Below are 24,649 nucleotides of genomic sequence, written 5' to 3' on the forward strand. Positions count from 1 at the left end.
CTGCGTCGCTGAGAAAACCTGCTGCAAAGATCGACACGCGCCATGGACGCATGCCCTCGGGCATTCAGTCGACGTAGTCGTTCTGCACGCGAAAGCTTCGCTGCAAGTCCTGCTGCGCACGATCTATCTGCGCTTGCGGCAGCCCATCGATGCGATCGTGGGCCGCCGGTGTGGTGTGCGGCACCAGGTGGTTTTCAGCCAGCAACTGGATCATCGCCAGCTGATCGCCAGCCACCAGAGCCTTGCCCAATGCGGTGACCGGCGGTCTGTCGTCCACATCCATCCGCTCGCGCAGCGCTTGGATAACGTTGGACGGCAATTCCCAGTGCTGCGCCGCACGCAGGGTCAGATGACTCGCGATCTTTGCGCAGCTGGCAAGAAAATCCCGGCTAAAGACGCCCAGTGTCGGAGGAGCCTCCCGATCCAGCACACGAATCATCGCGCCGACGCCTGCATTGCAGACGACTCCAGCCAGGTACGCTTCAAACGGATCGCCCTGACCTCGGGCTAGAAACATGCTGGCGTGCGCGCTGCGCTCCGCGTGATCCCACAGGCGCTGCCCTGCGGCATAGCCGAACATGCCAGCACCGGCTTGCAGGATCGGCTTCATCACATGTTGCGTGACCATCTGGCGCAGACCTTCCTGACCGAGCAACACCACGGCGTGCTGAAGACTGACGATCGGCTTGAGGGTGCGGTAATGCGCGCTCTTGGTCACGCGCATGACCTCACCGACCAGCACCGGGTCGCGGCCGATCAACTGGGCCAGCTTGGTACCGTCAGCCGAATCGCTCTTGAGCAGGCGCAGCAGCTGGGGCAATACGGCAGGCAGACGCGGCAGGCTCCCGATATCGAAGCGGTCGGCGCCGCAGAGCTCGTGGAGTCGCTTGAGCATCGCCAGTTCTGACGGAAGCGGTTCGACAACTGCGGATTCGGGCATACCCAGAACCAGGCGGTAAAATCGGTCCTCGATCTCTGCGCTGTCCGGCGCAGGGTTGTCCGGGGTCAACGCGACGGCCACCGCCAGCGGAACATGACCGACGGAAAATCCCGGCCTCACCGTCGGCACGTTGCGTGTAAACAATCGCTTCCAGAATTCGCCCATAACCCCCTCGCGCCCCTCCGCCGGATCCATTGCCAGCGTATACCCCAGCGAGTCTCCGCTAGTGTAAGCGCACTACGATGCCGCCGTCAGCGGCAATTTGCGCAATCCGTCGAAAACCCGACAAGCCGCGGTATCAGGCTCAAGCCTGAACCATCCAGTAGGGAGTGATCGGTATTGAGGGATCGGTCACGTTTCAGTGCCGGCCGTAGGCCCAAAGCAAAAACGGTGGCAGCATCTTTTTCCACGATGCCTGGTTGTGCTCGCCATCCTTCAACAGCAGCAACGCGACATCGATGTGGGCTGATGGATGTTGCGCGTAATCAGGATCGATCGAATAGCCTAGCTGCTTCAGGCCGCGCGTCTGGAATCCATCGGCAGCACGATAACCTTCGATCAGATCCTGCACGTCTTCAATCGCATCGATGACGCCGTCGCCGTTGCGGTCGCTGGTTTCTTCCGCGGTGCCTACCGAGAACCACAACTTGAGGCCGACACGCTTGCTGCTGCGGTCGACAACGTCCTGCGCCAGCCGCGTTTTCTGGATCGTATCGGCATTGGTGCGATCGGACGCCAGCCAGAACGAGGGCGAGAACGCGCCCACCCTGCCGAACAGATCCGGATACTGCCAGGCAAGATTGAATGCGTTCAGCGCGCCGAGCGACCAGCCGAGTATCGTGCGCGCTTTGGCGGATCTCTGCGTTCGGTAGTGCATGTCGACGTAGGGCAAGAGTTGGGTAGCGACCCAGGCAGAATAGTCCTGCGCCCGCGTCCCGATCGGACCGATGCGCGAACCGCCGACAATGCTTCGCGACGTGGCGCGATCGGACAGTCCGTACGCACTCGCGCGATCGGACAGCATGTCGATCGCAACGACAATGACGGGCTCGATGGCCTTGTCGCGATACAGCTGCACCAGCGTCGATTGCAAACCCACAGCCGGCATGTCCTGTCCGTCGTTCGCGTACAGCACCGGGAAACGCCGACCGGTCGCCGCGGCCTGCTCATAGCCTGGCGGAAGATAGATTGCGACCTTGATCTGCTCTGGCGCGAATGCCTTCGCAGCGAGTTGTAGCCGCACCACAGAAGTTGTGGCCGATGCCGCGTCGCTGCCGGTGGCATCCATCAGTGCTGGCGTCGCGTGCAATGCCTCGACCGATCGACCATCACTGGGGTACCCCACCAGGACGCAAGCCGACAGGAGCGGAATCAGTATCGCTCTCGCCATGGACTGGAGCGCCGATTTTCCTATGTCGATCACGGCTGATTCAATCGAGCTTCGCAAACCAGGCGCTATACCCGGGCAGGTGCAGTCGGTTGCCATCGAGGTCGCCTTGCGCCAGACCATGACCATGCAGCCGATGCGAGTTATTGAGTGCTGGCAGGGTGGCGTCGACGGCTTGATCGGCGAGATTGAAGACGACCAGCACGGTGTCGCCGGAAAAGCTGCGGGTAAACGCAAGCACGGGTTCGGCTGTTTCCAGGAAACGGATATCGCCCCAGCGCAGCGCAGGCTGCGATTTGCGCCAATGCATGAAAGCGCGGAAGCCGTTCAGCACTGAACCGGGAATGGATTCCTGCTGGGCCACGGCCAGTGCGCGGTGTTCATCAGGCACCGGTAGCCACGGCGTACCACGGCTGAATCCGGCATGCGCATCGTCGTTCCACGGCATCGGCGTACGGCACCCATCGCGCCCCTTGAACTGCGGCCAGAACGCGATGCCATAGGGATCCTGCAATGATTCGTAGGGAAGCTCCGCCTCGGTCAGACCGAGCTCCTCGCCCTGGTAAACGCATACCGAACCGCGCAGCGAACAGACCATCGCGGTGAGCAGGTTGGCCAGCTGTGCGGAGGATTTCCCCCTGCCCCAGCGTGTCAGCACGCGCTCGACGTCGTGGTTGGAAATCGCCCAGCACGGCCAGCCCTGGGTCATCTTCGATTCCAGCTGCTGCACCGTGCCGCGGATGTGCGCGGCACTGAAATCATCCGTCAGCAACTCGAAGCTATAGCCCATGTGCAGGCGATGGCCGCTGGTGTATTCGGCCATCGTTGCCAATGAATCCTCGGAGGAGATTTCGCCCAGCGCAGCGACGTCCGGGTAGCGATCCATCAAGCGGCGCAGCTCGCCGAGAAACGCCAGGTTCTCCGGTTGGGTATTGTTGTAGTAGTGGTACTGGAAGGCGTACGGGTTGTCCGGGCTGAAACCCCGACCGACGCGCTGTGCTTTCGGTTTGGGCGGGTTGTCGCGCAGCTGGCTATCATGGAAGCAGAAATTGATGGCATCCAGGCGCACACCATCCACCCCCTTGTCCAGCCAAAAACGCACACTGTCGAGCGCGGCCGCGCGCACCTGTGGCTGATGAAAATTCAGGTCCGGCTGCGAGGACAGGAAATTGTGCAGGTAGTACTGCCCGCGCCGCGGCTCCCACTGCCAGGCCGAGCCGCCGAACAGCGACAGCCAGTTGTTCGGCGCGCTGCCGTCCGCGCGGGCGTCGGCCCACACGTACCAGTCAGCCTTGGGGTTGTCGTGACTCTCGCGACTCTCCTTGAACCAGCTGTGCTCGATCGAGGTATGGCTGAGCACCTGATCGATCATGATCTTCAAGCCGAGCCCATGCGCCTTGGCCAGCAGACGATCGAAATCGTCGAGCGTGCCGAAGAGTGGGTCGACGTCGCGGTAGTCGGCAATGTCGTAGCCGAAGTCGGCCATCGGCGAACGGAAGAACGGCGCGATCCAGATCGCGTCCACACCGAGGCTCGCCACATAGTCGAGTCGCTCGACAATGCCGGGCAAGTCACCCACGCCATCGCCATCCGTGTCCAGAAAGCTGCGCGGATAAATCTGGTATATGACGGCACCGCGCCACCAGGAAGCATCGATCATGGAACAGAACCCCAAGACTGGGCCACAAGTACCCCTCAAGGCGCTCGTCGGCGAACGGCGCTCAGCTTAGCTGCAGGTCCTTTACACCACGCAGTGGCCTGCATACGTATTCATTCGTGCTGCGGTTGCGTCATGCGACGTGCTTGCGTTGGTTGCGCCTGATGCATTGCGGCGCTTCCGATGCATGGCCGCGATGAGCACACATGTGGTTTCGCGTGACTCGGCCCGCGCGCGATGGCGAGTTGTCCCCGATCGATGTTGCGCTGCGATGACATGCCGGGCGAGGCCGGCATGAATACGTATGCAGAAAGTGGTGAGTCGCGGAAACCCGGCCCTACCATGCCCACACGCCGCTGGAGACACTCGACCAGCGCAACCTGCCAACGATCTCACCGACACGGAAGCTCGAGGCAGCCAGGGTTCCAGAACAACAACAACATTTTTCGTGGGGAGACGAGAACATGCTTTTGAAACGCAACGTTATGGCTCTGGCGCTGATTTCCGCCGGCCTGTGCTGCACTGCCGGGGTCAGGGCAGCGCAATCCGATAGCAGCGGTACAGCTGCCTCGGGCGCTACGCAGTCGACCACTACGCAGACGACTACTACGTCAACATCCGGTACCCAGAGCGCTGCCGACAAGAAGGCCGCCGACGATAAAAAGAAAAAAGAAGAACAGAATTCAAAAGCTCCGACGCAGGAACAGAAACTCGCCACCAGCCTGTCTGCGATCACCGTGACCGGCTTCAGCAACAGCATCGAGAAATCGATCGACCTGCAACGCTACTCCGACACCATCGTGAATGTGGTGACCGCCGCGGACATCAGCGGCCTGCCTGATCAATCGATCGCGGACGCGTTGACCCGCCTGCCCGGTGTCGCCGCCGAGCGCATCGGCGGCCAGGCTTCGCAGATCAACTGTCGCGGCCTGGACGGCAACTTCGTGCTGACCACGCTGAACGGCCGCGAGCAGCCGCCGACCAGCGGCACCAACTACGTGCAGTTCGACGAATATCCGTCCGAACTGATCAACCAGGCGACGGTGTACAAGTCTTCGCAGGCTTCGCTGATCGAAGGTGGTGTCGGCTGCACAGTCGACATGCAGACCGCCAACCCGTTGAACAATACCAAGGACCAGTCGCTCAATATCGACGCGCGCGGCAGTTACGACGGCCAGGCCCATGACGTCACCGGTGCCCGCGCGCTGGGTTACCGCTTCAGTGCCGCCTATCAGGGCAAGTTTCTCGACGATACGGTGGGCGTCGGCCTTGGCGTCGCCGAAATGTATCAGCCGCATGTGTCCGAACAGTTCGTGGGCGAGGCGTTCAACTCCTCGACCCAGCCCATCAACAGCTACGCCGGTGCACCGCAGGCCTACGTCCCTGAAGGCATTCAGGTGCAGCAGAACGGTGGCGAGGAAAAACGCGATGGCTACCTGTCGACTATCGTATGGAAGCCCAACGACGAACTTCAGGTCAGCGCCGATGGCTTCTTCTCGAGATACGACGACCAGTCATACGGCTATGGTTTCCGCTCGCAAAATTTCTATAACAACAATGCGCAGATCACCAACCCGATCATCTCGTCGAATGGCGCACTGCTTGGCGGCACCGTAAGCTCGAATCCAGCCTCCTATCCCGCCGGCACGCCCAATCCATTCACCGGCAACCAGTACTCCAACGAGACGACGGCGGACAACTACACCACCATCTCGCACATTTTCTCAGGCGGCCTCAACCTGAAGTGGAACCACGGGCCGTGGCACGTGGAAGCCGATGCGTCGATGTCTCGCGCCTACAGCAACGAGGTCAACGTCGATACCACCGCCGATCCCTACAACGGTCTGGGTACGGCGACACCCACGCTGATGAGCCAGTCGACCACCTACGCACTGGCGGGCACCAATATCGGCAGCGTCTCGTTCGCCAATCCGGGTGTCTATACCAATCCGAACGACATGGCGCTGTCCCGCTACGGTGTCTATCCGTATGTATACACGGATACCAACAAGGCATTCCGCACCAGCGTGAAATACGACTTCCTCAACAACTCGCTGCTGTCCGGGCTGGAAGCGGGCATCTACATCAACAACCACAACTACCAAGCCGATCGCAGCACGTGGGTATACGGTTCGGAATGGAATACTTCGCCGGTAGCCGGCCAACCGCCCTTGCGGCTCAACAGCAGCGATGCCACAACAACCTGCTGGCAAGGTTCATTCGCCGGATTTCCGTGCTTCCTGAAACTCAATGCGCCGGCCATCCTGGCCGCCAACGGTGTTGCCCAGGGAACGCCCGTGAAGGACTGGAACAACAACTGGACGGAAATCCAGAGCGGCACGGTCAGCGAGAAGGAGCGTGATGCATTCTTCATGGCTGACATCGACACCACCGTGTTCGACCACTCGCTCACCGGCAACATCGGCATTCGCGTGGCGCACACGGACCAGTACAGCTCGGGCCTGCAGGAAGTGGACAACGGCGAAGGTGTGCCCATCGCTGACGGTTACGGTGTCATCAACAACAATTACGCACCGCTCAATACCGGCAAGACCTATACCGACTATCTGCCATCGCTGAACCTGATCTACCACTGGACCGACAACGACCAGACCCGCTTCTCGGTAGCGAAGGTGATGGCCCGGCCGCCGATCAATCAGTTGCTGGCCGGCTCCGGTGCCTGGGAGTCGAATGGCCAGTACAACATCTGGGGTGGCACCAGTCCGTTGCTCGATCCGCTGGTAGCCCGTCAGTACGACCTCACCTATGAACACTACTTCGACGATTCCAGTGGTGTGATCTCCGCTGATGCGTTCTTCAAGCACATCGACTCGTTCGTGCAGAACGTCACCTACAACAACTTCGACTTCGCCTCCGTCGGTATTACGGTACCGACCAATCCAGCCACTGGCTTGCCCTATGAGAACGGTGAATACCAGACCGCGTTCAACAACACCAAGGGCGGCTACGTGCGTGGCATGGAGCTGGCGTTCCAGAAGACCCACTTCCTGCCCGGCATCTGGTCTGGCCTGGGTGTGTCGGCCAACTACGCCTATACGCAGAGTGCGGTGAGCAACATCTCGGTGCTGGGCGGCGCCCCGCAAAACCAGACCTTGCCGGGCCTGTCTCGCATCGTGATCAGCGGCGCCGTGTTCTACGACTACGGCCCGTTCTCTGCCAATGTCACGCTCACCCACCGCTCGCCATGGGTATCGGACTCGCAGATCGCGGTGACCAACCAGCTCGTCTACTTCAATGACGAGACGGAGATTGATTTCCAGTCTGCGTACAAGATCAACAAGGACATGAGCCTGTTGTTCCAGGTCTTGAACGTGACCAATCAGCCGACCCGCACCTACTTCGGCAATCCCTCGGAAACCGGCACGATCCAGTACTTCGGCCGCACGATCTATGCAGGTTTCAATCTGTCGTTATAAGCCCGCGCCGGGCCTCGACGCACGAGGCTCGGCTTGTGCTGCCCCACCCGACCCCACGCCCTTGTGGGGTCGGGCTTTTCCCGACGATTCGCCGATCCAAGCTAATGCTATGGTTCGTGCCACTCCTGCACTCCATGGTGACGCGCGCCAAGGTTGACGAACGACTTCGGCCGTCCGGAACTATCCACCTATGCGGCGGGCGAGCCTTCGTGGCAACCGCGCCAGGCTTCTGGGAAACGCCATGCCACGGTTACATCCTGCTCTTCGTGACTTTGCCCACACCTGCGCAGCACTCGCGCTCTGTCTCGCATGCAGCACTGCGGGCGCGCAGCAGTCTTCGATGCCTGCACCGGCGCTTGCCGATGCCACACATCAACAACCCTCGTCAGGGGTGTACTACGAGATCTTTGTGCGCAGCTGGTACGACACCAACGGCGATGGCATCGGCGATCTCAACGGCGTCACCGCCAAGCTCGACTACCTGCAGTCGCTCGGCGTCAGTGGCATCTGGCTGATGCCGATCAATCCATCGCCCAGCTATCACGGCTACGACATTACCGACTATTACGGCATCAACCCGCAGTACGGCAACATGCACGATTTCGAACACCTGCTGGCCGAAGCGCACAAGCGTGGCATCAAGGTCATCATGGACCTGGTGATCAATCACAGCAGCAACGAACATCCCTGGTTCAAGGCGGCACTCGATCCGAACAGCCCCTACCACGGCTGGTACGCATGGGCCGACAAGTACACCGACCTGGATACGCTCAGCGCCACCGGCGTCAGTGCCTGGCACGCGCAACCCGCTGGTATGAAACACGCTGGCATGCGTGACTACCTCGGCATCTTCGCGCCCACGATGCCCGACCTGAACTACGACAACCCTGCGGTGCGGGCGGAGATGGTCAAGATAGGTCGTTACTGGCTTGGCAAGGGCGTCGACGGCTTTCGACTGGATGCTGCACAGCATATCTACGACGACCTGCAATCGGACGTCGACGATCCCACCGTGCTGGCGAAGAATATCGCGTGGTGGACCGAGTTCCGCCACGGCATCGATGCAGTGAATCCCCATGCTTACGTGGTCGGCGAAGTGACGCGGCCATCGGCTACCGAGCTGGCGCCGTATTTCAAACCGCTGGATGCGGTCTTCAACTTTCCGCTGGCGACACAACTGATCGACTGCGCACGCCGCGAGCGCAATCTCAGTCTCGCCGTGATCCTCGAACACACCTACGCCGCATATCGTGCGGCCAGCGGCCGTCTCGACGACGCGCCCTTCCTCTCCAACCACGACCAGGAGCGGGTGATGAGCCAGCTCGACGACAATCCGCAGCACATGCGAATGGCCGCGGCGTTGCTGCTGACCCTACCCGGCCAACCCTACATCTATTACGGCGAGGAACTCGGCACACGCGGCCACAAGCCTGATTCAGCCATGCGCGAGCCGATGCGCTGGCAGCGCACGTCGGGCGGTCGCGGCGAAACCACATGGGAGGCACCTACCTCCGGCAATGGCGCCGAAGTCTCGGTCGAAGCCGAACAGGTCGACCCGAACTCGCTGCTGCATTACTACAGCATGCTCATCCACTGGCGTAGCGAGATCAGCGCATTGCGCGACGGCAGTTTCCGCGTCTATCCGGAAGCGAACGATCACCTGGTGGTGTGGGAACGCGCCGATGCACAGGGAGCCGTTTTGGTCGTGCATAACCTTTCCGGCGCGCCACAGTCGATGCCGCTGGACGTCCCTGGCGAACCCCATTTCAATCACCTGCTGCGGCAGAGCACGACCGGCGCGACGATCGACGCCGAAGGCCTGCAACTGCCTCCCTATAGCAGCGTGGTTCTGCAGTGACCTGCCGGCGCAAGCTGGTCGCCTTTCGCGTTGCACTCGCGCTCGCCGGCATGCTTGTGCTGTCCGCAGTGGAAGCCGCCACCATGCTGGAGTGCCAGCCGCCGACCCTACATCTCGAAAACGACGGCATGTCGGTCAATGGTTGTTTCGGGACGCCCATCGCGATCCATCTGGACGGCCGCGGCATCCTGCACGTGCAGGCAGGCACTTCGGCAACGCCGCCCGCGCTGGTGCTCGACCCCCATCCTGACCGCACCCACTCAGCCGCGCAGGTACGCGAAGACACGAATACCGTGACGATGGCATCTGCCCGCCTCACAGCGACCTGGAACAAGCGCAACGGTACACTCAGCGTGGAAGACGTCAGTGGCCGGCACTTGCTGACACTGTATTCCGCGGCGTTGGAGCAGGGCCAGGTTTCGCTGATGCATGCTGCGGGCGATGCGCTCTACGGCATCCACGGTTACAACGCGACAGAGCCAGCCACTGCTGGCCTGTTACGGCAAGGCGCGCTGGTAGCCAAGGCCGGCGAACAAGGTAATGCCGGCGCACCCTTCGTATGGAGCACGGCCGGCTATGGCGTGCTGCTGGCCAGCGACGACAATGTTGCGTTCAACTTGGGCTCCACGCGCATCGATATCGACACGGTGTCGAAGGGCGCGTCGACGAAGCCGTCGGTGGATCTCTACATTTTCGTCGGCCAACCGCGCGAGCTGTTCGGCGATCTGGCGCAATTGAGTGGCCACGCGCCGCTGTTTCCCAAATGGGCGATGGGCTTCACCAACAGCCAGTGGGGCATCGACGAAAAAGAGCTTCTGGATATCGTCGACACCTATCGCGCCAAGCACATCCCGATCGACAACTTCACTCTCGACTTCGACTGGAAGGCCTGGGGCCAGGACAACGATGGCGAGTTCCGCTGGAACACCGACAAGTTTCCCAACGGCCCCAGCGGCAAGCTGAAGAAGGAGCTGGACGGTCGAGGCATGCACCTCAGCGGCATCATGAAACCGCGCATCCACATCGACACCGTGGAAGGTCGCTATGCCACGGCGCACGACTTCTGGTTTCCCGGCAAGCCGACCAGCGTGGATTATTTCTCGCTCAAGCCGGTGGGCGATATCGATTTCGATCTACCGGCGGCGCGCACGTGGTTCTTCAACGATGCGCTGAAGCATTCGTTCGACACCGGCATCGTGGGCTGGTGGAACGATGAGGCAGACAACACCGACGATAACAACCAATTCATGAACATGCAGCGCGCGTTGTATGACGGCCAGCGCGCGTATTCGACGCTTCGCGTGTGGTCGGTCAATCGCAACTTCTGGCTCGGTTCGCAGCGCTACGCTTACGGTCTATGGTCGGGCGATATTCCCACCGGCTTCGCCAGCATGGCGGCGCAACGCCAGCGCATGTTGAGCGCGATCGATGTCGGCGCGATGCTGTGGGGTATGGACGGCGGCGGTTTCATTGGTCATCCCAGCGACGAGAACTACGCGCGCTGGCTCGAGTTCGGCGCGTTCACACCGATCTTCCGCGTGCACGGTACGTTCAACGAGAAGCGCCAGCCATGGCGCTATGGTCCGATCGCCGAAGCCGCCGCCACCAAGGCGATCCGCTTGCGCTATGCGCTGATCCCGTACATCTACGCCAGTGAACATGCGAGCCACACTCATGGCTCGGGGCTGGTGAGCCCGCTGATCTTCGACTATCCGGATGATCCGAAGCTGCGCAACGATGTGGATGCGTGGATGTTCGGCGACCACCTGCTGGTGTCGCCGGTGGTCGAGCGGGGCCAGACCGTCAAAAACATCTACCTGCCCGCGGGTCGCTGGGTCGACTGGTTCAAGGGCACGGTCTACCAGGGTGGCCGCAGCATCGACTATCCGATCGACAGTACTCACTGGGATGACATACCGCTGTTCATCCGCGACGGCGCGATCATTCCCACCCAGCCGGTAATGGATTACGTCGGACAGCATCCGGTCACCACGCTGACTGTTGATGTGTTCCCCGGCGCCACGCCTACCCACTTCGACTATTACGACGACGACGGCGTCAGCTACGCCTACGAACACGGCGACTACTTCAGCCAGACGCTGTCTTCTCGGCGTACCCATGACGACGTCGAATTCAGCACCGCTGCGCCGATGGGCTCATATCGCCCGGCGCTTCAGTACTACCTGATTCAATGGCACACCGACGCCGGCGGCCCGATCAGTCAGCAGGGTGCGGCGCTGGCGGCCTACGAGAACCTCGCTGCGCTGCAGAATGCTGCAGGCGAAGGCTGGGCCCGGGGACACGACCGTTTCGGCGCTGTGGTCTATGTGAAACTGCGCGCTGGTACGGCACAGTCAATCAAGCTTGGCCGCGGGCATGCAGGCAATGGCAGCCGGGGCAGCGAATGATTCAATCTCTTGACGTCGCGAGGCTAGTCGAAGCATGCCCATGCTGAGCTCATTGCTGATGGCGACATTGGCCGCGTCGCAGCCGGCGGCTGTCGCGAACTGGCAACATCAATTGAGCTGGCAAAAGCAGACGGCGGCCATGACGATGGCGGCGGATGGCAGCTTCGTGCTGCACGCGCCCGCCGGCGATCGCCACATTTCCTCACAACCGGCATCCGTGCATACCGCCAGCGCACTGTTCGATGGCTTGTTCGCGATGGCACAGGACGATCTGCGCCAGGACTCGGTGGCGGCGATCAGCGACGACGCGTTCGACCACGGCCAGTCGATGCCCTGCGCCTGTTTCGAGACGGGCGTGAAGTGGCATTACGTATGGACGCGCGATCTGTCTTATTCGGTGGACTTGGGGCTGTGGCGCTTTGATCCGGCGCGCGCGAAGGCATCGCTGCTGTTCAAGCTTTCCGACGTGCGCAGCACCTCCGTGCCGACAGCCCCTGATTTAAAGGACATGCGGTATCCGATGCAGGACACCGGCTCTGGCGGCAGCTGGCCCGTGAGCACGGATCGTATCGTGTGGTTTCTCGGTGCACGCCATCTGCTGGATGACCGTGGTTTTTCCGATCAGGTTTATCGTGCGCTCGCCGACACGCTGGTGCAGGACCGGCAGTACGTGTTCGACGATGCGTTGGGTTTGTACCGCGGCGAGACCTCGTTCCTCGACTGGCGCGAACAAACCTATCCCGGCTGGACTGCGAACAACGTCGTCTTCATCGCGCAGTCGTTCGCGCTGTCCACCAACGTGTTGCACTATCAGGCACTGCAGCTGGCCGTCCAGATGGCCGAACAACGCAACGATCCGAAAGCCGCCAACTACCGCGCCCAGGCTGACGCGCTGAAGACCGCCATCAACACCCATTTCTGGCGCGCCGATCACGGCATGTACATGAGCTATATCGGCGGCGACGGCGCGCCGGTGGAGGCCTACGATCTGCTCGGCCTGTCGTTGGCCATCACCAGCGGCGTGGCGGACGCCGACCGCGCACGGCAGTCGCTGGCGAACTATCCCACCTATGCCGCCGGTAGCCCGGTGATCTGGCCCGAGCGCGCCGATCAGCCGATTTACCACAATCGCGCGATCTGGCCTTTCGTCAGTGCCTATGCGCTGCGCGCCGCGCGCACCGTCAACGATCCCGAACGCATCGCACACGAGCTCCACTCGCTGATGCGTGGGGCGGCGCTGAGCGGCTCGAACATGGAGAACTTCGAGCTGGCCACGCAGTCGATACACGTCGACGATGGCAAGCTGAGTGGACCCGTGGTCGACTCGCCGCGCCAGCTGTGGTCGGTGGCCGGCTATCTGAACATGGTCACTGAAGGCGTCTTCGGCCTGACGGACGATGGCCAGATAGAACCGAAGCTGCCGGTGTCGCTGGTGCCCATGCTGTTCGGCAGCAGCGATCGCATCAGCCTGCAGCTACCTGGCCGACGCATCACGCTGGTACGTCCGGCGATGCTCAATGGCAATCTGCTGGTCACTGGCACGGTCCAGCGCCATGGCACGGACAGCGTGGTCGAACTGACATCGGCGCAGGTACCTGTCGCGCCACTGCGCCTGGATGCGCCAATGTTTGCGCCGCCCACGCCGGATGCGCCAACGGTGATGCGTGACGGCAAGCACTGGCAGGTCAGCATCAAGGGTAGCGGCCTGCTCTATCTCAACGGACAGCCGCAGGGCCCGATCAACGGCAGCAGACAGTTCGACGCACAGCCAGCACAACAATGTTTCAGCGTCACCCAACGCAGCCACGATGGCCTCGAGTCACTGCCCAGCCCTGCCGTATGCGTCGGGGACAGCACGCGCGTGAGCGGCGCATGGCCGCGTGCCTGGATCGCACCGGCCAGTGGCAGGTTCCAGGTCACCCTGACTTATAGCAACGATCACGGACCGATCAACACCGGCATCACCGCTGCGGTAAAACTGCTGGTCGTGCGCTGCGGCGACCACACGCTGCAACCCATGCCGCTGGTGATGCCGCATAGCGATGGCATGCAGCTCTCCACCACCATCAGCTTCACGGCGCAGGCGCGAGCACGCTGCAGCTTTTCAGTCGAGCAGGGATTCAACATGAGCTACCTGCGTCACTTCGTGCATTACACCGGTGGCAGCGGTGGCATCGATGGACCACTGAACACGGCGAGCATCGGCGATCTGCTGATTGCGCCGCTGGCTACGGGAACACCGACACCATGAACCGGAAACCCGAGCTGTCGTTCTGGCAGATCTGGAACATGTGCTTCGGTTTCCTCGGCATCCAGTTTGGCTTCGCACTGCAGAACGCGAACGTAAGCCGCATCTTCCAGACGCTCGGCGCGGACGTATCGGATATTCCGTCGCTGTGGATCGCCGCGCCACTGACCGGGTTGCTGGTGCAGCCGCTGATCGGGCACCTGTCCGATCGCACCTGGGGCCGGCTGGGTCGGCGGCGTCCGTATTTCCTGGTGGGCGCCGTGCTGGCGACGCTGGCTTTGCTATGGATGCCAAACGCGCCGGCGTTGTGGGTAGCTGCAGGGTTGCTGTGGATTATGGATGCCTCGTTCAACGTGTCGATGGAGCCGTTTCGCGCCTTCGTCGGCGATCAACTACCCACGCAGCAACGCGCGCAAGGCTACGCGATGCAGAGCTTCTTCATCGGCACCGGCGCAGTGGTGGCGTCGTTGCTGCCGTGGCTGTTGGCGAAGCTGGGGGTGGACAATGTGGGAGCGGCCGGCGGTATGCCGGACACGGTGAAATACGCGTTCTACTTCGGCGGCGTGGTGCTGCTGGGCTCGGTGTTATGGACGGTGTGCACCACGCGCGAGTACCCACCGGATACCTTGCTGGCGTTCGACGCCGATACGGCATCGGCGCCCGAGCTGTCCGCTGAAACGGTCGACCGGCGCGCCGCGTGGCGCAAGGGGCTCGCCTGGGTAGCGGTCGGTGTCATCGCGATCGCGCTGATCGTCAGGATGAAGCTGGACCACAACTTGTACCTGTTGGCCGGCGGATTTGTTGCGTACGGCTTGTCCTTGCTTTGGCTGAGTCGTGCGCACGGTGGCGAGGGGATGTTCACCCAGGTGCTGGGCGATCTGAATGCGATGCCCGAGGCCATGCGCAAGCTGGCGTGGGTGCAGTTCTTCTCCTGGTTCGCGATGTTCGCGATGTGGATCTACACCACGCCAGCGGTGACCCAGGTGCACTTCGGCAGCGCCGATCCGCACTCCATCGCCTACAACAACGGCGCGAACTGGGTCGATGTGCTATTCGCCGTCTACAACGGTTTCGCTGCGCTGGCGGCGGTCGTGATTCCCTGGATGGTGCGCCGCTGGGGGCTGCGCATAAGCCACCTGATCAACGTATGCCTGGGTGGCGCGGGGCTGCTGTCGTTCCTGCTGATCCGCGACCCGGACTGGTTGCTGCTGTCGATGGTCGGCGTGGGCTTCGCCTGGGCGTCGATCCTCTCGCTGCCTTATGCGCTGCTGTCGGACAACCTGCCGGCCGCGAAGATGGGCGTCTATATGGGCATCTTCAATTTCTTCATCGTGATCCCGCAGCTGCTGGCAGCGAGCGTGCTCGGCGTGTTGCTGAAGCTGTTCTTTCACGGCCAGCCGATCTGGGCGCTGGTCCTGGGTGGTGCGAGTCTGATTGTGGCCGGTTTGTGCACGCTGCGCGTGCGCGAACCCACTCAGCAAGCGCTGCCGACATCGGCATGAGCCGCAAAACTGTCTGCGTTCGACCGCTCTAACCGCGCAGACTCGAACGCCGCACGATCAACTTCGCCGGCAGGATCGCGCTCTCGACGGGCTCAGCGCGGATCAGCTTGAGCAGGCTGTCGACCAGCACTTCGCCCGCCTGTCGGGTGTCCTGCAGCACGGTGGTCAGCGGTGGATTGACGAAGCTGGCCATGGCGATGTCGTCGAAGCCGGCCAGTGCGACATCCTGCGGCACCCGCAACCCATGTACGGAAAGCGCGCGCAGTGCGCCGATCGCGATCAGGTCGCTGGCGGCGAATACCGCATCGAAGCCGACACCACGCGTGATCAGCGTGTACATCGCCTCGTAGCCGGAGCGCTCGGTGCTTTCAGCATTTTCTTGCAAGTCGGGATCGACCATGATGCCGGCCTGTTGCAATGCGTCGACATAGCCGCGATAGCGCTCGAAGAATTCCGGGTAATGGCTTGAAGCATCGCCGAGAAAGGCGATGCGGCGGCAGCCACGTTCCAACAGGTGCTCGGCAATCGCGTAGCCACCGTGGAAATTGTCGCAACCAATGGAGACGCCCGGCTGATCGGGGAGCACCGCTCCCCAACGCACAAAGCAGGTGCCTTGGGCGACCAGCTTTTCCAGCTTGTCGCGATAGGCCAGATAATCGCCATAGCCGAGCAGAATGATGCCGTCAGCTTTCTTGCTATCGGCAAAGTCGGCATGCCAGTCGCGCGAAAACTGCTGGAACGAGATCAACAGATCGTAACCCTGCTGCGCGCAGGCCCGGGTGATCGAGCCCAGCATGGACAGGAAGAACGGATTGATGTGCGACTCGTCGGCCGTGGGATCCTCGAACAACAGCAACGCCAGCGTGCCGGAATACATCCGGCGCAGATTGGATGCGTTCTTGTCGACCTTGTAGTTGAGCTGCTCGACGGCGGCCTGGATCCGCCGCCGCGTTTCTTCATTGACCAGCGGACTGCCGCGCAGCGCACGCGAAACCGTGGCCTGGGATACCCCGGCCAGATGGGCGATATCGATCGATGTGGCCTTTCCCTTCATCCGCACATGGATCCGAAAACCTTCTGCAAGACAGCATGACGCCGGCCATGACTTGGCCGCCGGTCGTTCCGAATCCTAGCTGTTTTGCCCATCGCCTGTCGTAGGCCGCCGCACGCTCCCCGTTCGTCATGCCTGCATGTCCTCCAACTCAATGCCCTTGGTCTCGCGCACGGCATACAGCACGAACAGCAACGACAGCAGCGCAAAACCGGCATACAACCCATAGGCAAACGTCAGGCCGATCTCGGCCAGCGCCGGGAAGCTGCTGGTGATCGCGAAGTTCGCCAACCACTGCGCCGCCGCGGCCACCGCCAGCGCGGTGGCGCGGATGCGGTTCGGGAACATCTCGCCCAGCAGCACCCACACAACCGGACCCCAGCTGACCCCGAAAAACACCACGTAGGCATTCGCCGCGATCAACGCCACGATGCCGGTCGCACCGGGCAGACTGAGCGTGGCGCCGTTGCCGGTAGCCTGCGAGAAACACCAGGCCATTGTCGCCAGGGTCACCGCCATGCCGGCCGATCCGATGGTCAGCAAGGGCTTGCGGCCGATCCTGTCGACCAGCGCGATCGCCACCAGGGTGACCAGCACGTTCACCACCGAAGTCGCCACGGTGATCGTGAACGAGTCCGCCTCGCTGAAGCCCACCGAATGCCACAGGGTGGACGAGTAATAGAAGATGACGTTGATGCCCACGAACTGCTGGAACACCGACAGCAGGATACCGATCCACACTACCGGCAGCAGCCCGGCAGCCTTGCCGCGCAAGTCGCTCAGGCGCGGCGGATGTTCGGAGCGCAGGCTTTCCTCGATGTCGTGCAGCTTGCTGTCCAGTGCGGTGTCGCTGTGCATGTCCAGCACCTCACGCAGCACGTCCCTGGCCTGCGCCAGACGACCCTTGGCCACCAGGTAGCGCGGCGACTCCGGCACGCCCAGCACCAGGGTGCCGTAGATCAGCGCCGGCAATACCGCCGCCAGGAACATCCAGCGCCACGCCGCCATCCCGAACCACAGCGCGTGCGACGCGCCGCCGGCCGAACCGGCCAGCCATGCATCACTGAGCAACGCGGTGAAGATGCCAAGCACGATCGCCAGTTGCTGCATCGATCCCAGCCGGCCACGGATGTAGGCAGGCGACACTTCGGCGATGTACGTCGGCGCGATCACCGAAGCCACGCCGACGCCGATACCGCCGACCAGTCGCCACAGGATCAGATCCCACACACCGCTCGCCAGTCCCGAGCCCACCGCGCTAGCCACCAGCAGCACGGCGGCCACCTGCATGGTGCGTACCCGCCCCCAGCGGTTCGCGAGCATGCCTGCATACCAGGCACCCAGCGCCGAACCGAGCAGTGCACACGACACCGCAAATCCGGTCTGTGCCGCATCCAGTGTGAAGCTGCCGCGGATCGCTTCGACCGCACCGTTGATCACCGCGGTATCGAAACCGAACAGGAAGCCGCCCAGCGCCGCCGCCGCCGATATGAGTACCACCCGCGCGGTGGCGTGCTGCCCCGACCCGTCTGTTGCGCCTGCTGTGCTCATTGCGTCCCCACGTCATGGCATCACTGAATTGTTCACCGAGTCTGCCCTGTACCCCTTGGCCTGTCCGGCTGAATACGTATGCAGCGAACGGTACCGGCCAACGTAACAGAGTCTCAGTGGATCCTGGGCACTGACCCCGACTCGCGCGCCAGCAGATGTTCGAGCATGCCACGCGCCAGTTCGGGCTCGGCCAGCACGACCAGATCGGCGCCCTTCTGCAGCAGATGAGCCATGCCTGCATCGGAATCGGCGCGGGCAATGATCTGCAGTTTCGGATTGGCCAGTCGCGCCAGCCGCACCACCTCACCGCTCTCGAATGCATCGGGCACCGTGACCACCAGTGCGCGCGCATGAGCGAGATTGGCAGCCTCCAGCACGTCGTCCTGCGCCGCGTTGCCGACGATCGCTTCGATGCCGTGCTCGCGCAGCATCTCGATCTTTTCCTTTTCCTCTTCCAGCACCAGCACCGCATCGCCCCGCTCGTGCAGCGACTCACCGACCAGTCGCCCCACCCGGCCGTAGCCAGCCACCACCACATGCCCTGTCAGCGTGCTGGTAGCCATGTCGGCGGCTGGCTCGACCAGCGCCGGCGCCAACGCCTGCTCTTGTTGCAGCGCTTCACGCGCATCCAGCCACGGTCGGGCGCGATCGAGCAGTTTGAACAACAGCGGGTTGAGCAGGATCGACAGGATCGCGGCGGCCAGCAACACGTCCTGCGCGCCCTTTGACACAAGGTTCTGCGCCACGCCTACGCCGATCAGGATGAAGGAAAACTCACCGATCTGCGCCAGGCTGGTGGCAATCGTCAGCGCGGTGCGCAATGGACGTCCAAACGCCAGCACGATGGCGAACGCCGCCAGCGACTTGCCGATCACGATGATCGACAGTGCAGCCAGCACCACCAGCGGCTCGGTCAGCACCACGTGGTAATTGAACAGCATGCCAATCGAGACGAAGAACAGCACCGCGAACGCATCGCGCAGAGGCAATGTTTCCTCGGTGGCGCGCTGGGCCAGCTTCGACTCGCCCATCATCATGCCGGCGAAGAACGCACCAAGCTCGAACGACACGCCGAACAATCCAGCCACACCAAACGCCACACCCAGCGCGATCGCCAGTACCGCCAGACGGAACAGTTCGCGCGAGCCGGTATGCGCGACGACCTTGAGAATCCACGGGATCAACCGCTTGCCGACGATCAGCATCAACGCGACGAACAACGCCACCTTGCCGATCGTGATGCCGACCGTGCCGGCGATCGCTGCAAACGAGAGAGAGGAGCCATTCTGCCCGCCGCTGCTCAGCGCCAGTCCGATCGCTGGCAACAGCACCAGGGCCAGCACCATCGCCAGATCCTCGACGATCAGCCAGCCCACCGCGATGCGGCCGCGTTCGGTTTCCATCAGCCGGCGCTCTTCCATCGCCCGCAGCAACACCACGGTACTTGCCACCGACAGCGCCAGGCCGAACACAAAGCTTTGTGCCATCGGCCAGCCCAGGCCCCAGCCAAGCAGCATGCCCAGAACAGTGGCCACCGCCATCTGGCCCAGCGCACCGGGGATCGCGATGCCTTTGACCGACAGCAAGTCTTTCAGCGAAAAATGCAGGCCCACGCCGAACATCAGCAGCACCACGCCGACCTCGGCCAGCTCGTGCGCCAGGTGGCCGTCGGCGACATAGCCCGGCGTGAACGGCCCCACCACCACGCCGGCCATCAGGTACCCAGCCAATGGCGGCAAGCGCAGCTTGTATGCGATGGAAGCAAACACAAACGCCAGCACGATGCCGCTGACGAGTGTCGCAATGAGTGGGGCGTCGTGCATGCACCATCCTCTCAGGGTGAAGTACGCCGATGCGCCGCCGTCATCCTCAACGGCATGCACTCGCGATGTCGGTCAGTTGTAAGGCCAGTCGCTGCCCAGCACAAGCGCCGACACAACAGCGACGGCTTATTCCTGCGCGTTGATCACGGCGAGGAAGTCGCGGCCATAGCGCTTCAGCTTTGCTTCGCCGACGCCGCTGATCGTGGCCAGCTCGTCCTCGTTCGCCGGCAGCGCGCGCAACATCGCCAGCAAGGTCGCGTCGTGGAACACAACGTACGGCGGCACGCCATGCTGTTTGGCCAGTTGCGTGCGCAAGGCGCGCAGCGCGTCCCACATCGACTGCTCATAGGCTTCGATGCCGAGACTTCCGCCCGCAACGATCAGCTTGCTGTCGCGGCGGCGGCCACGCGCGGGACGAGCATCCTCGCGCAGCTTCACCGTCTTCTCGCCGCTGAGCACGGCACGGCTCGCGGCGGTCAGGCGCAAGGTGCCATAGCCTTCCGCGTCGGCCTCCAGCAGGCCGGCAGCAAGCAGCTGACGAAACACCGAGCGCCACTGCTTCTCGTCCATCTCGGCACCGATCCCGAACGTGCTCAACCGATGATGATCGAGGCTGAGCACGCGCTGGGTTTCCTCGCCGCGCAGGATGTCGATCACATGACCAGAGCCAAAGCGCTGACCGCTGCGATAGACGGCCGACAATGCCTTCTGTGCCGGCACCGTGGCGTCCCACGTCTTCGGCGGCGCGACGCAGTTGTCGCAATGGCCGCAGGGGCCGGGATAAGTCTCGCCAAACGCGCCAAGCAACAACTGACGACGGCAATCGGTGGCTTCGGCATAGGCCAGCAACGACTCCAGCTTCTGCCGCTCCACCCGCTTGCGATCGTCGGCCGATTCGGACTGCGCGATCATCTGGCTCATCGTCACCACGTCGGACAGACCGTAGATCATCCACGCCTCGGCCGGCAGCCCGTCGCGACCGCCGCGGCCGGTCTCCTGGTAGTAGCCCTCGATGCTGCGCGGCAAGTCCAGGTGCGCGACAAAGCGCACGTCGGGCTTGTCGATGCCCATGCCGAACGCGACGGTAGCGACCATCACCACACCGTCTTCGCGCAGGAAGCGCTTCTGGTTGGCGGCGCGCTTGGTCGCATCGAGGCCGGCGTGATACGGCAATGCCTCGACGCCGATCTCGGCCAGCCATTCGGCAATGTCGTCTACCTTCTTGCGGCTGAGACAATAGACGATGCCGGATTCACCACGATGGCCCTGCAGAAACTCGGTAAGTTGACGCTTCGCGTTGTCACGCAGGCCGACCCGATAGCCGATGTTCGGCCGGTCGAAACTTGCGACGAATTGCCGCGCCTGCTGCAACGAGAGTCGCTCGACGATTTCATCGCGGGTGCGCGGGTCGGCAGTGGCGGTGAGTGCGATCCGCGGCACCTGCGGGAAACGCTGGTGCAGAATCGCCAGCTCGCGATACTCGGGCCGAAAATCATGGCCCCATTGCGAAACGCAGTGCGCCTCGTCGATCGCGAACAGTGCCACTTCGGTGCGTTCCAGCAGACCGAGGAAACGTCCGGTCAGCAGCCGCTCGGGCGCCACATAGAGCAGGTTCAATTCGCCGGCCAGCAATTGCCGCTCGACCTCGCGCTGATCCTCGGCACCTAGGCTGGAGTTGAGATAGGCCGCGGCGACGCCGGCCTCGCGCAGCGCGTCGACCTGATCCTGCATCAACGCGATCAGCGGCGACACCACGATCGCGGTGCCCTGCCGCAGCAACGCCGGAATTTGATAGCACAGCGACTTGCCGCCGCCCGTCGGCATCAGCACCAGCGCATCACCGCCTGCGCACAATTGCTCGACGATGGCTTGTTGCTGACCGCGGAAACTGGGGTAACCGAAAACGCTTTGAAGAAGGTCGAGAGCTGAGGAATCCATCGGTTACATGCTAGCAAACCCGACCGCAACACTTCGCGGAAACTTCGCGAAAAACACGCCGCAGACCGTCGGAGCACCTTCCCTTCAGTCGTCCGGCATGCCCCACAATGCGTGATCGAGGTCGCCATCGAGCCCGAATCGCGACAACGGCACCCGACCGTTTTTCACCTCGATCCATTCCGCCCGCAGCAGCCGTGATTGCTCACGAAAACCGCGACTGCCCGGCGCCATCGCGATCTGTCCGCTGGCACGCAGCACGCGGTACCACGGCAGTCGCATGCCATCGGGCGTTTCACCCAGCAGCCGGCCGACCAGCCGAGCCCGCCCCGGCAAGCCGGCACGGGCGGCGATGGCGCCGTAGCTGGCGACCCGGCCTGCAGGAATCGCGGCAATGGCGGCGTAGATGCGTGCGTGACCGTCGTTCATGCGCAAGTTCAGAAATATTCTGCCATCAGGCCAGGGAAAGAAGCCGCATTCGACCCGGGAATGATTCTGACACCCGATCGACGCGACGCGGACTCGCAGACGTGGCAGAGTAGCAGCGCCTTTTACCAGCCGCGGAAGTCGCACCATGCGTCACTTTGAAGCCGTGCGTTCCCACATCAGCAGCCAGCACGAGCTGCGCCACAACGATCCCTACCTGATCAGTTTCGATCTGGAGTTGTCGCGCGATCGGCATCAGGGCATCTATCTGGCCGAACTGGAAGACGAATCAGGCCGACGCTACCTGCGCATTTCGACCCCGATCGGCCCGCTCGCCGGCACCGATCCAAGCCGATGCCTGCGCTTCAACTGGCAGCAGCGCACGGGCTTTCTGGCAGTAGCCGACCTCGATGGCTCACCCTACCTGCATCTGTGCGAAAACCGCCCGTACGAATTGCTCGACAGCAACGAGCTGCAACGCGTGGTCACGGAGCTGGGCACGCTCGGCGACCAGCTGGAACAGATCGTCGTCAGTGGTGGCGACGCGCTCTAGGCGCCGCCTACCAGGCTTTTCCAGCCAATTGCACCAGCCCGTAGGCGAGCAATGCGGTCACCGGCAGGGTGAGTATCCACGCCCACACCATGCGCTCCACCACCGACCAGCGAATCGCGCTGAAACGCTTGGCCGCGCCCACGCCCATGATCGAGGCGGACACGTTGTGGGTGGTCGATACCGGAATACCGAACATCGAGGCGGTCAAAATGACCGCGGCGGAACTGGTTTCGGCAGCGAAGCCATTGATCGGGTGCAGCTTGACCATCTTGTGGCCCAGCGTCTTGATGATGCGCCAGCCACCACCGGCCGTGCCGGCCGCCATGGTCAGGGCGCATACCACTTTCACCCAGACCGGAATGACAAACCCGCCGGCGGTGTTCTCGGCGATCCTAAGGAAACCCAGCATGTGGGGTAGCTGATCGAACTGATGCGCCGCGGTGCCGCCGGCCAGCGCCAGGGCGATGATGCCCATGCTCTTTTGCGCATCGTTCATGCCGTGCGCCACGCCCATGGCGGTGGCGGAAAGAATCTGCGCCTTGCCGAAAAAGCTGTTGACGAACGGTGTGCGGCCGAACCGACGCAACCAGCCACGCCGATTGGCAAACCATGCCAGCAGCGCATACAGCCCCCCCATCAACGCAAAGCTGATGATGAAGCCGGCCAGCGGTGACAGCACCATCGGGATGATCACCTTCGGGATCACCCCGTGGCCGGTGATCCAGTTGCCCTGCACCCAGATCACCGAATTGAATTTGTTACCCGATGCAGCGACGGCCGCACCCACCAGCGAGCCGACCAGCGCGTGGCTGGAGCTGGACGGCAGGCCCAGCCACCAGGTGATCAGGTTCCACACAATGGCTGCCAGCAACGCGCAGATCACCAACTGCGGGCCCACGTCGATCACCCCGGCATCAATCAACCCGGATGCAATCGTGGCCGCCACGGCGGTGCCCAGCAACGCGCCAAACAGATTGGTGACAGCCGCCAGCAGCACCGCCTGACCAGGCGTCAGCACCTTGGTGGCAACGACAGTGGCAATCGAATTGGCGGTGTCGTGGAAGCCGTTGATGTAGGTAAAACCGAGTGCGATCAGCACTTCCGCCAGGACCAGACTGAGGCTCATACGCGGTCTCCGGCGACGATCGCCTCAGCACGGCGGACTGGGTATGCCTCAATCGGGCAACGCGTGATGCAAAGGCTCACGGCAACGCCCTCAGGAATTCTTCAGCACGATCGAATACACGATGTTGCCGACATCGCGGCACTTGTCGATCGCCTTCTCGATCAGCTCGAAAAGATCCTTCGCCAGCACCGCCCGCATCACATCGCCGCCCTCGACGTACAGCGTGCGATACGGCGACAGCAGCATGCGGTCGCCTTCGGATTCCAGCGCCTGCAGGCGATCCTGCAATTTCTTTACCGGGTCGATGCGCAGGCCGCGGCGCAGCTCGCCGATCATCTCGGCGACAACCTCGCTGGAACGCTCCAGCACCAGCGCGCGCTGGGCGAATTCCACTCCAACCAGGCGCTCGGCCACGATTTCGTAGCGTTCGGCGAATTTTTCGATGGTCTTGGGAATCTTGTACAGCGCCGAGTTCAGCGCCTCGATGTCTTCACGATCGAGCGCGGTGACAAAGGTGTTGACCAGGCCCTCGCTGATCTGCGCCGCCAGCTCCTTCTCGCGGGCGCGGGTGGCGGTAAACGCTGCCATCACCGAGCCCTGCCCGGGCTTGCTCAACAGCTCATGCAGGGCCTTGGCACTCTCGCAAACGGTGGCTGCGCTTTGCTCGAGCAGGCCATAGAACTTGTCGCCTTTGCCAAAAATCGTCTGCAGTGAAAACATGCCGCCAAGCCTTGAGGGAACCAGATG

General features: G+C 62.6%; 16 protein-coding genes. 6 read left to right on the forward strand and 10 right to left on the reverse strand.

Features of this window, described 5'->3' with window-relative positions; translation table 11 throughout:
* Nucleotides 1-64 precede the first annotated feature (64 nt).
* The 3 genes from HDE77_RS02990 to HDE77_RS03000 form a co-directional block, all read right to left on the reverse strand.
* Nucleotides 65-1,105, reverse strand: coding sequence for an HDOD domain-containing protein (locus tag HDE77_RS02990; RefSeq protein ID WP_184415678.1), 1,041 nt, complete (start codon nt 1,103-1,105; stop codon nt 65-67).
* 193 nt (nt 1,106-1,298) lie between these two features.
* A complete protein-coding gene (locus HDE77_RS02995) occupies nt 1,299-2,330 on the reverse strand; it encodes an alpha/beta hydrolase-fold protein (RefSeq protein WP_184415679.1) in 1,032 nt (343 codons plus the stop codon).
* A 40-nt stretch (nt 2,331-2,370) separates the two neighbouring features.
* The gene (locus HDE77_RS03000) at nt 2,371-3,987 is read right to left on the reverse strand and encodes an alpha-glucosidase family protein (protein WP_184415680.1); all 1,617 of its coding nucleotides are present in this window, start codon (nt 3,985-3,987) and stop codon (nt 2,371-2,373) included.
* 461 nt (nt 3,988-4,448) lie between these two features.
* Here HDE77_RS03000 and HDE77_RS03005 point away from each other — a divergent pair, with 461 nt between their 5' ends.
* The 5 genes from HDE77_RS03005 to HDE77_RS03025 all read left to right on the forward strand — a co-directional run bounded on the left by HDE77_RS03005 (nt 4,449) and on the right by HDE77_RS03025 (nt 15,437).
* Nucleotides 4,449-7,421, forward strand: coding sequence for a TonB-dependent receptor (locus HDE77_RS03005; protein ID WP_184415681.1), 2,973 nt, complete (start codon nt 4,449-4,451; stop codon nt 7,419-7,421).
* Nucleotides 7,422-7,761: 340 nt separating this feature from the next.
* Nucleotides 7,762-9,279, forward strand: coding sequence for an alpha-amylase family glycosyl hydrolase (locus HDE77_RS03010; protein WP_184415682.1), 1,518 nt, complete (start codon nt 7,762-7,764; stop codon nt 9,277-9,279).
* The gene (locus HDE77_RS03015; RefSeq protein WP_343206053.1) at nt 9,276-11,687 is read left to right on the forward strand and encodes a TIM-barrel domain-containing protein; all 2,412 of its coding nucleotides are present in this window, start codon (nt 9,276-9,278) and stop codon (nt 11,685-11,687) included. The genes HDE77_RS03010 and HDE77_RS03015 overlap by 4 nt, the downstream gene beginning before the upstream one ends.
* A 40-nt stretch (nt 11,688-11,727) precedes the next feature.
* Nucleotides 11,728-13,938, forward strand: coding sequence for a Six-hairpin glycosidase-like protein (locus tag HDE77_RS03020; RefSeq protein ID WP_184415683.1), 2,211 nt, complete (start codon nt 11,728-11,730; stop codon nt 13,936-13,938).
* A complete protein-coding gene (locus HDE77_RS03025) occupies nt 13,935-15,437 on the forward strand; it encodes an MFS transporter (RefSeq protein WP_184415684.1) in 1,503 nt (500 codons plus the stop codon). The genes HDE77_RS03020 and HDE77_RS03025 overlap by 4 nt, the downstream gene beginning before the upstream one ends.
* Before the next feature lie 28 nt (nt 15,438-15,465).
* Here HDE77_RS03025 and HDE77_RS03030 read toward each other — a convergent pair whose 3' ends face one another.
* The 5 genes from HDE77_RS03030 to HDE77_RS03050 all read right to left on the reverse strand — a co-directional run bounded on the left by HDE77_RS03030 (nt 15,466) and on the right by HDE77_RS03050 (nt 22,226).
* Nucleotides 15,466-16,491 carry a LacI family DNA-binding transcriptional regulator gene (locus HDE77_RS03030; RefSeq protein ID WP_184415685.1) on the reverse strand — a complete coding sequence of 342 codons (1,026 nt, stop codon included), beginning with the start codon at nt 16,489-16,491 and terminating at the stop codon, nt 15,466-15,468.
* A 126-nt stretch (nt 16,492-16,617) separates the two neighbouring features.
* Nucleotides 16,618-18,039, reverse strand: a complete 1,422-nt coding sequence (locus HDE77_RS03035) for a sugar porter family MFS transporter (protein WP_184415686.1) — start codon at nt 18,037-18,039, stop codon at nt 16,618-16,620.
* A gap of 113 nt (nt 18,040-18,152) precedes the next feature.
* Complete coding sequence (gene ybaL / locus HDE77_RS03040) at nt 18,153-19,862, reverse strand: YbaL family putative K(+) efflux transporter (protein WP_184415687.1); 1,710 nt, start codon at nt 19,860-19,862, stop codon at nt 18,153-18,155.
* Nucleotides 19,863-19,988: 126 nt separating this feature from the next.
* Entirely contained in the window at nt 19,989-21,800 is a 1,812-nt protein-coding gene (gene recQ / locus HDE77_RS03045) for a DNA helicase RecQ (protein ID WP_184415688.1), read from the reverse strand.
* 84 nt (nt 21,801-21,884) lie between these two features.
* On the reverse strand, nt 21,885-22,226 hold the full coding sequence (locus HDE77_RS03050; protein ID WP_184415689.1) for an MGMT family protein: 342 nt from the start codon (nt 22,224-22,226) through the stop codon (nt 21,885-21,887).
* A gap of 145 nt (nt 22,227-22,371) precedes the next feature.
* Between HDE77_RS03050 and HDE77_RS03055 the strand changes: the two genes are divergently transcribed.
* Complete coding sequence (locus HDE77_RS03055; protein ID WP_184415690.1) at nt 22,372-22,776, forward strand: hypothetical protein; 405 nt, start codon at nt 22,372-22,374, stop codon at nt 22,774-22,776.
* A gap of 7 nt (nt 22,777-22,783) precedes the next feature.
* Here the strand turns inward: HDE77_RS03055 and HDE77_RS03060 are convergent, their stop codons facing one another.
* Both HDE77_RS03060 and HDE77_RS03065 read right to left on the reverse strand, forming a co-directional pair.
* Nucleotides 22,784-23,902 carry an inorganic phosphate transporter gene (locus HDE77_RS03060; RefSeq protein ID WP_184415691.1) on the reverse strand — a complete coding sequence of 373 codons (1,119 nt, stop codon included), beginning with the start codon at nt 23,900-23,902 and terminating at the stop codon, nt 22,784-22,786.
* A gap of 90 nt (nt 23,903-23,992) precedes the next feature.
* A complete protein-coding gene (locus tag HDE77_RS03065; RefSeq protein WP_184415692.1) occupies nt 23,993-24,622 on the reverse strand; it encodes a pit accessory protein in 630 nt (209 codons plus the stop codon).
* Between the last annotated feature and the right edge of the window lie 27 nt (nt 24,623-24,649).

The sequence above is a fragment of the Rhodanobacter sp. MP7CTX1 genome (assembly GCF_014205795.1).
GTDB lineage: Bacteria > Pseudomonadota > Gammaproteobacteria > Xanthomonadales > Rhodanobacteraceae > Rhodanobacter.